The following is an 8,402-nucleotide window of genomic DNA, read 5'->3' on the forward strand; positions in this document are numbered from 1 at the left end:
CGCGGGATGGAGCAGCCCGGTAGCTCGTCAGGCTCATAACCTGAAGGTCGTAGGTTCAAATCCTACTCCCGCAACCAAATCTTCTAAAGCATATCCATACGCTCACAGCCGCCTTCGGGCGGTGTCTTGCCTTGTGCTAAGCCCCCCAGAAGCAATGGGGAAGCAGGCGGAGTAGAATTCGACACCCCGCCCACACCAAGGCGGGGTTTGTCATTTGTGCCATCCCTCAATCCCAGGATCGCACCCAACTCGCCATAACGCTCAATCACATGGCCGCCGGGTGCGTCCGCGCCCGGGTGCAGAAAGATGCCCTCTATCGGGCCGCGCAGGATCGCCGTTGCCTCGCTGCGACTATCCTTGTCATTGAGCGCAGCTGTCAGATCTTCCGCCTTGCTGCGGTAGACCTCGGCAAGCGCCGGGTGGATGATGACGGGATCGGGCGTTGGTATCGTGGCGAGCGTGTTCCGGAGCTCGGACTTACGGGGCTTACCTCGTCTCGGAGGCCAATCGTTGACCTGCACGGACGCATAGCATCACCAACCGGGCTTCGCTCGTGGCGAGGCGAAAGACCCGTGACAGTGATATTAAGGGGCATCAGGCCACGGAGGCTTCTGTCGCGTTCTCACAGTCTAAGGCGGTAAGGAGGCGCTGACCCGGGCGCTTCGGATCTGGTACGAAAAAGGCCCGCATCGCTGCGGGCCTTTTGTAGAATCACATCGTCACTTGCGCGGCTTTTTCGGGCCGCCGGGCTTGGGCTTTCCGCTTTTTCCCGGATGCGTCCCTTTGCCGGGGCCCGCGTATTTCGCGCGAGGTTTTTTCGGTTTCGCGCCTGCGCCGCCCTCGGGCTTGCGCTTTTTCGACGGGATATCCGCTAGGGCGGCAAAGACCGCCTCGTCATCCGGGCTCCAGCCGCTCGTCTTGGTATTGTCTGCCGGAGCGCCTTCAGCGCGTGCGCCCTTGGGCGAGCCTTTGCGATGGGGCGCCTTGCCCGGGTGTTCCCCACGCTCGCCACGATGGGGCTTGCCCTGCGGTTTGTCGGCGCGACGCTTTTTCGGCGGGGGGCCGAAATCGGGTTCACCGTTGAGGGCGCGGGCCGTGATCTCGTCGGAGAGCTCGCCATCGGGACCAAGCGAGGCCGCGAACTTTGCGACGCTCTTCTCGGCAATCTCGACGAAGGTTTCGTCGTCGCGCACGCGGATCGCGCCGATGGCGGATTTCTCCAGATCGGCATGGCGGCGCAGGAGCGGCAGCAGCCAACGCGGCTCGGCTCGGTCATTGCGCCCGACCGACAGGGTGAACCAGCGGCTCGGGCCGAATTCCTGGCGCTCGGACTGGCCCTTGGTGTCGGGCGGCAGAAGGTCTTCGGGCGGTGCGTTGCGCGCTTGCTGCAGGCGCAGGAAGGCGGCGGCGACAGCCTCGGCCCCGTGCCTGTCGAGCAGCTTGCGCGCGAACGCCGCCTGATCCTCGGTGATCGGCTCGCGCCAATCGGGATCGGTCAGCAGGCGCTCTTCGTCGCGCGCGATGATCGACTCGGCAGAGGGCGGCACCGTCCATTCCGCGTTGATCTTGGCGAATTTCAGCAGGCGCTCGGCGCGTTTGACCATGCGCGGCGGCACGATCAGCGCGGACATCCCCTTGCGCCCGGCGCGGCCTGTGCGGCCCGAACGGTGCAGCAGGCTTTCGGGGTTTTGCGGCAGATCGGCATGGATCACTAGGCTCAGGTTCGGCAGGTCGATACCGCGTGCGGCGACGTCGGTCGCCACGCAGACCCGCGCCCGCCCGTCGCGCATCGCCTGCAGCGCGTGGCTGCGTTCGGCCTGTGACAGCTCGCCCGAGAGCGTCACGACCGAGAGGCCGCGATTGCCGAGACGGGCGCTGAGATGGTTCACCGCCGCGCGGGTGTTGGCGAAGACGATGGCGCTTTCGTCATGATGAAAACGCAGCAGGTTGAAGATCGCATGATCGCTGTCCGAGGCCGCGACCTTCAGCGCCTTATAGGCGATGTCGGAGTGCTGCTGCGCGGTGTTGATCGTCGAGATGCGCTGCGCGTCGTTCTGGAACTGCTCGGCCAGTTTCGCGATCATAGGCGACACGGTGGCCGAGAACAGCAGCGTGCGGCGCTCTTCCGTAGCGGAGCCGAGGATGAATTCGAGGTCTTCGCGGAAACCCAGATCGAGCATCTCGTCGGCTTCGTCGAGCACGACCGCGCGGATGTCGCCCAGGTCGAGCGCGCCGCGGCGGATATGATCGCTCAGACGGCCGGGGGTGCCGACCACGATATGGGTGCCGCGCTCGAGGGCGCGCCGTTCCTGCCGCGGATCCATGCCGCCGACGCAGGAGCTGACGATGGCGCCGGTCTTGCCATAGAGCCAGCGCAATTCCTGCATGACCTGGAAAGCGAGTTCCCGCGTGGGGGCCACGACGAGTGCGAGCGGCGTGCCGGCCGGGCCGAAGCTTTCGGCCTCGCCCAGAAGGGTCGGCGCGATCGCGAGACCGAAGCCGACCGTTTTGCCCGAGCCGGTCTGGGCAGAGACCAGCAGGTCCTTGCCCGCCAGCGCGGGATCGGTCACCGCGTCCTGCACGGGAGTGAGAGTGTCGTAGCCGCGCTCGGCGAGCGCTGCGGAAAGGGAGGGGATCATCGGAAAGTCGTCCAAGCAATGACGTAAGGGACGGGCCGCTCTGCTTCTGGCAGCCCGTGCGGAAGGCGCCTGCATAACGGTCCTTGCGGCAAATGTATATTGCCTATTTCGCGAATCCGGCCCTGAGAGGCAAGAATCCTTGGTCAGGCGAGGACTTGCAGCACCACTGCCGAGGCGTAGATTGCGACCAGAAGCAGGCTCTCGATCCCGATCCGGGCCGGCCCGTCCTTCTGCCGCAGGATCAATCCGCCGAGCAACACGCCCGTCATCATCAGTCCCGTCGCCAGCCAGTACAGATCCGGCATCGAGACCGCGTGGTAGAGCGAACCCTCGCGATACGCCCCGTCCGAGAAGACTAGGAACAGCGTGTCGAAGGTGTTGCCGCCGATAATGCCGCCGATTGCCAGTTGCAGTGCGCCGCGGCGGACCGCCGTCAGCGTCGTCACCAGTTCCGGCAGCGATGTTACCACCGCCGTCAGCAATGCGCCTACCAGCGAGGAGCTGAGGTCGAAACGTGTGACGAATTCCCGCCCCGCTTGCGAAATGACCCAGCCGCTGAGGCCCATGACGACGACGAGGCCGACGAAGACGAGGATCGGCCCGCGTGGTGAACGGTTCCTCTCTTCTTCGTCCTCGGGCTCGTCATGGCGCGTTTCGCGGGTCTCGACCGGTTTCCACATCGGCGATTCCGAGACCTGGGCCGCGAGTTTCGTGCCGCCGAGATAGGCGAGAAACAGGATCACCGAAGCCGGGCTGATGCCCCAGATCGCGTAATCGGGCGCGGCCGTCGCGGCGAGCGGGATCGACAGCAGCACGATCAGCATCACTGCCTGAAAGAGGTTGGCAGGCTCCGCCGCCGAATGTTCGAGATTGGCCCGCCGGTGCAGCATGTCGGCCAGCGCCAGAAAGAAGGTCTGCGCGGCGATCCCGCCTACGGCGTTTGAGAAGGCGAAACTCGCGTCCCCTTGTGCGGCTACCGAGACGGAGACGACGATCCCCGACAGCGAAGTCGCGGCGCCCAGAACGATCCCGCCCGCCAGCGCCTCGCCGATGCGGGTGCGATCCGCGATCACGTCGGCCAGCCCGGTCGCCTTGATCGAGGAGATGACGACGATCAACCCCGCAAGGGTGAAAGCGCCAAGCAGAAGAGGGGTCGAGAGAGAGGCGATCATCCAGGCTCCGGGGTCACTGTTCGAAAGGCAACCGCGCAATGCGCTCACGGTTCCGTTATGCGGTGCGACGGACAGGCACATTCGTGTGGGGTCGAGGAGTCGACATGCCCGCCAGAGACGTTAGGGTCGGCGCGAGACGAGCAGCGCGCGCGGGAGGACAAGCATGTTTATCGGATTGGATCTGGGCACCTCGGGGCTGAAGGGCCTCTTGATAGACGATGCGCAGCGCGTGGTGGCCGAGGCGACGCATCCCCTCACCGTTTCGCGCGCCCATGAAGGATGGTCGGAACAGAATCCCGCCGAATGGGTCGCGGCGATGGAGGCGGTGCTGGGCACGCTCGCGCAGCATGACCTCTCGGCGGTGCGCGGTATCGGGCTTTCCGGGCATATGCATGGCGCGACGTTGCTGGATGCGCAGGACGCGGTGCTGCGGCCCTGCATCCTGTGGAACGACACCCGCGCCCACCGCGAGGCGGCGTCCCTCGACGCCGACCCGCAGTTCCGCGAAATCAGCGGTAATATCGTCTTCCCCGGCTTCACCGCACCGAAGCTGGTCTGGCTTGCGAAGCAAGAGCCTGAAATCTTCGCGAAGGTGGCGAAGGTACTGTTGCCGAAGGATTACCTGCGGCTCTGGCTGACCGGGGAACATGCCTCGGAGATGTCCGATTCCGCCGGAACCAGCTGGCTCGATACCGGTGCGCGTGACTGGTCGGACGCGCTTCTGTCGGCGACCGGGATGCGGCGCGAACAGATGCCGCGTCTCGTCGAAGGCTCGGACGTGTCGGGCACGCTGCGCCCGCAGATCGCGGCGCGCTTCGGTCTGCCGGACGGTGTCGTCGTGGCCGGTGGCGGTGGCGACAACGCGGCTTCGGGCGTTGGCGTCGGCGTCGTGGCGGCCGGACAGGCCTTTGTCTCGCTCGGCACTTCGGGGGTGCTTTTCGCCGCGGACGACGGCTATCGGCCCGATGCGGCGAGCGCCGTGCACAGCTTCTGTCACGCCCTGCCTCAGACATGGCACCAGATGGGCGTGGTGCTGGCCGCGACCGACGCGCTGAACTGGTATGCGCGGCTTCTGGAGAGCGACGCCAAGCAACTGACCGAGGGCCTCGGCCCGTTGCGGGCGCCGGGCAAGGCGCGCTTCCTGCCCTATCTCGGCGGCGAGCGCACGCCGCTGAACGACGCGGCGATCCGTGGGGCCTTCATCGGGCTTGAGCATGCGACCGATCGGGCGGCGACGACGCGGGCCGTGCTGGAAGGCGTGAGTTTCGCGCTTCGCGATTGTCGCGACGCGCTGGCTGGGACCGGGACGCGGATCGAGACGCTGCTTGGTGTCGGCGGCGGGACGCGTTCGCGTTATTGGTGTGAGGCAATCGCGACGGCGCTCGATACGCCGGTGGCCCTGCCGGTGGCGGGCGACTACGGCGGCGCCTTCGGGGCGGCACGGCTCGGCATGATGGCGGCGACCGGCGGCGGGTTGGAACTCGCACGCCCGCCCGAGATTGCCGCGACGATCGAGCCGGTGCCTGCGTTGCGCGCGGCGTTCGACGAGGGCTATGAGCGCTATCGTCAAGCCGGTGCCGCGCTGAGCGGTTTGACCTGACCCTGCGCGCCGCGCCTTTTCCGCTGGCGTGGCTTTCGCGGGCTCAGCCCGAGAACTGCAGGCGAATTCGGTTCACGTATTCCTTGCCGGGCTGCAGGATCGCGGACGGGTATTCGGGGTGATTGGGCGCATCGGGCCACGCCTGCGGCTCCAGGCAGATCGCGTTGAAGCTGTCGCCCGATGGCGAAGTGTAGACCTGCAAGCCGGGCTGGTTGCTCAGCATCGTCATGCTGCGCCCCGAGGCCGGATCGTTCAGTGCCGCAATCTCGCGCATTGCGCCGGGACGCAGACAGAAGTTGTGATCGAAGCCTGCGCCATCCGGTCCCGGCACCGGGGCCGAATCGCGAAAGTCGAACCGGGTGCCTGCGACATCGCGCGGGGCGCCGACAGGCAATGTTTCGGAATCGATCTCCAGCACCTGATCGGCGTTGATCTTCAGCCGGTGATCGGCGATCGAGCCACCGCCGGCGAGGTTGAAATACCCGTGCGAGGTCAGCGAGACCGGGCAGGCCCGATCACAGCGCGCGCGATAGGTGATCGTCAGAGTGGCAGGGTCCGATAGCGCAAAGCTCGCCTCCGCCACGAGATTGCCGGGAAAGCCCTGATCGCCGTCGCGGCTTTCGAGCCGCAGCGCCACCGCGTTGATCCAATGCGCCACGACCGTCCAGTCGCGCTGGTCGAAGCCCTGACCGCCGCCGTGAAGGCAGTTTCCGTTCTCGTTCGTATCAAGCTGGAACTGCTCGCCATCAAGCGTGAAGCGGCCGCCGGCGATGCGGTTGGAGTAGCGCCCGATTGTTGCGCCGTGGAAGCTGCGTGCGGTCTCTCCGGGATCGGGGCCGATAAGAATCTCGACCGGGCCGTCGGCGCCTGGCAGGACCAAGCTTGTCAGTCGTGCGCCTTTCGGGTCGATGCGGACCCGCATCCCCGAAGCAAGCCCGATCTCCAGTTCTGTTTCATGATCGAACATGCTCTTGTCCCGTCCGGTTCCCGATACGGCTTACCTTACGTAAGCCTATTCGCACGTCACGACTTTAACCTCGATCAATCTCTTAGGCGAGTTAGCTACATCGTCAGTCGGCTGCCCGCCAAACGCGCTGAACGCCCCGAATCTCACCATACAGCAACGCTGGCGTTCCTTAAAAGTTTCGTGATCGGTGTGGAGAATTTGGGGGCGAGGCGTTTTCACGCTCGATTATGCGCGAAAAGTGTCTATAATTATCAATAACGAAAAATATCGCGCCTAATGGTGTAGAAGCGATGGGCGTTAGGAGTGCGCAGAATGTCACAGGCAGTAGACCTCTTCGTGATCGGCGGCGGCGTGAACGGCTGCGGGATCGCGCGCGACGCGGCAGGGCGTGGCCTCAGGGTGCGTCTGGCCGAGATGGGCGACCTCGCGCAGGCGACCTCCTCGGCCTCCACCAAGTTATTCCATGGCGGGCTGCGCTATCTCGAGTATCTCGAGATCAAACTGGTGCGCGAGGCACTGTCGGAGCGCGAGGTGCTGATCCGCGCGATGCCGCATATCTCCTGGCCGATGCGCTTCGTGCTGCCCTACAGCGCCGACATGCGTTTCGAGAGCGATACGCCGGTCTCGAAGATGCTCTCGACCGTGATGCCGTGGATGAGGGGCAAGCGCCCGTCCTGGATGATCCGCTCGGGGCTGTTCCTCTACGATCATCTGGGAGGGCAGGGGCTCTTGCCGGGTACGAAGCGACTCGATCTGCGCAACACGCCCGAAGGCGCGCCGCTGAAGGATCAATTCGCTCATGCCTTCGAATATTCCGACGGCTGGGTGCAGGACGCCCGGCTCGTCGTGCTCAATGCGCGCGACGCCGAGGCGCATGGCGCCGACATTCGTGTGCAGACGAGGGTCGTCGAGGCGCATCGCGACGGCGGTCATTGGGTGATCACCACCGAGGGTCCGAACGGGCGCGAGGAGCATTTGGCCCGCGCCGTGGTCAATGCGGGCGGCCCGTGGGTCGAGCAGATCCTGAAAGGTACGATGGGCAGCGCCAGCCGCGAGCATATCCGCCTCGTGCGCGGCAGCCATATCGTGACCCGCAAGCTCTACGATCACGATAAATGCTACTTCTTCCAAGGCACCGACGGGCGGATCATCTTCGCGATCCCCTACGAGCAGGAGTTCACCCTGATCGGCACGACCGAGGCCGCGCATGAGGATTCGCCGCTCGCCGCCGAATGTACCGAGGCCGAGCGCGATTACCTGTGCGAATTTGCCTCCGAGTATTTCAAGCAGGAAGTTACGCCCGACGATGTCGTCTGGACCTATTCCGGCGTGCGCCCACTCTATGAGGACGGCGCGAGTTCTGCGACCGCGGCGACGCGCGAATACGTGCTCTCGCTCGATGCCCCGACGGGCCAGCCGGCGGCGCTGCATGTATTCGGGGGCAAGATCACCACCTATCGTCGTCTGGCCGAGGATGCGCTGGCCAAGCTGCGCCCGCATCTGCCCGGGATGGGCGGGCCGTGGACGAAAGACGCGCGTCTCCCGGGCGGCGATTTCGCCCCCGAAGAGGTCGAGGCCAAGATCGCCAAGCTCTCGCAGGACTACCCCTTCGTGGATCGCAAATGGGCCGAGCGGATGATCCGTCATTATGGCACCGAGGCGTGGGACATCTTCGGCGATGCCAAGGCGCTGGCCGATCTGGGCCGCGATTTCGGCGGTACGCTTACCGAGGCCGAGCTGCGCTGGCTCGTCGAGAAGGAATGGGCCCGCAAGGTCGAGGACGTGATCTGGCGGCGTACCAAGCTGGGCTTGCGGCTCGATGCCGATCAGGTCAACTCTGTCGCCGCGTGGCTGGAGGAGCACGCGGCCTGAGGCGCGAAACGGGAGGACTTCATGACCCATATTCTGGCAATCGACCAAGGCACCACGTCGTCGCGGGCGATCGTTTTTGACGGCGCGCTGCGCCCGGTGGCGAGCGCGCAGCAGGAATTCACGCAGCATTTCCCGCGTTCGGGCTGGGTGGA

6 protein-coding genes and 1 tRNA gene are annotated in these 8,402 nt (G+C 65.4%); 4 read left to right on the top strand and 3 right to left on the bottom strand.

Translation table 11 applies throughout. From position 1 onward, the window contains the following. Positions 1 to 77 (top strand) — tRNA-Met (locus tag B6V72_RS18660). Positions 78 to 719: 642 nt separating this feature from the next. On the opposite strand, the gene B6V72_RS18665 is transcribed toward B6V72_RS18660, so the two are convergent. Both B6V72_RS18665 and B6V72_RS18670 read right to left on the bottom strand, forming a co-directional pair. Then, the gene (locus B6V72_RS18665; RefSeq protein WP_088736340.1) at positions 720 to 2,639 is read right to left on the bottom strand and encodes a DEAD/DEAH box helicase; all 1,920 of its coding nucleotides are present in this window, start codon (positions 2,637 to 2,639) and stop codon (positions 720 to 722) included. Between the two features lie 143 nt (positions 2,640 to 2,782). Beyond that, a complete protein-coding gene (locus B6V72_RS18670) occupies positions 2,783 to 3,811 on the bottom strand; it encodes a cation transporter (RefSeq protein ID WP_088736341.1) in 1,029 nt (342 codons plus the stop codon). 163 nt (positions 3,812 to 3,974) lie between these two features. Between B6V72_RS18670 and xylB the strand changes: the two genes are divergently transcribed. Next, a complete protein-coding gene (gene xylB / locus B6V72_RS18675) occupies positions 3,975 to 5,411 on the top strand; it encodes a xylulokinase (RefSeq protein WP_088736342.1) in 1,437 nt (478 codons plus the stop codon). Between the two features lie 43 nt (positions 5,412 to 5,454). On the opposite strand, the gene B6V72_RS18680 is transcribed toward xylB, so the two are convergent. Then, positions 5,455 to 6,378, bottom strand: a complete 924-nt coding sequence (locus tag B6V72_RS18680) for an aldose epimerase family protein (protein ID WP_088726290.1) — start codon at positions 6,376 to 6,378, stop codon at positions 5,455 to 5,457. A gap of 312 nt (positions 6,379 to 6,690) precedes the next feature. Here B6V72_RS18680 and glpD point away from each other — a divergent pair, with 312 nt between their 5' ends. Further along, positions 6,691 to 8,250, top strand: coding sequence for a glycerol-3-phosphate dehydrogenase (gene glpD, locus B6V72_RS18685; protein ID WP_088736343.1), 1,560 nt, complete (start codon positions 6,691 to 6,693; stop codon positions 8,248 to 8,250). Positions 8,251 to 8,271: 21 nt separating this feature from the next. After that, positions 8,272 to 8,402: FGGY family carbohydrate kinase (locus tag B6V72_RS18690; RefSeq protein ID WP_141104962.1), on the top strand; the 131-nt coding region annotated here is incomplete at its 3' end.

Origin of the sequence: Thioclava sp. F34-6 (assembly GCF_002213235.1) — a bacterium.
GTDB lineage: Bacteria > Pseudomonadota > Alphaproteobacteria > Rhodobacterales > Rhodobacteraceae > Thioclava > Thioclava nitratireducens.

Coding starts and splice junctions, on each gene's coding strand:
- xylB (WP_088736342.1), top strand. CDS start 3,975: ATGTTTATCGGATTGGATCTGGGCACCTCGGGGCTGAAGGGCCTCTTG.
- B6V72_RS18680 (WP_088726290.1), bottom strand. CDS start 6,378: ATGTTCGATCATGAAACAGAACTGGAGATCGGGCTTGCTTCGGGGATG.
- B6V72_RS18665 (WP_088736340.1), bottom strand. CDS start 2,639: ATGATCCCCTCCCTTTCCGCAGCGCTCGCCGAGCGCGGCTACGACACT.
- glpD (WP_088736343.1), top strand. CDS start 6,691: ATGTCACAGGCAGTAGACCTCTTCGTGATCGGCGGCGGCGTGAACGGC.
- B6V72_RS18670 (WP_088736341.1), bottom strand. CDS start 3,811: ATGATCGCCTCTCTCTCGACCCCTCTTCTGCTTGGCGCTTTCACCCTT.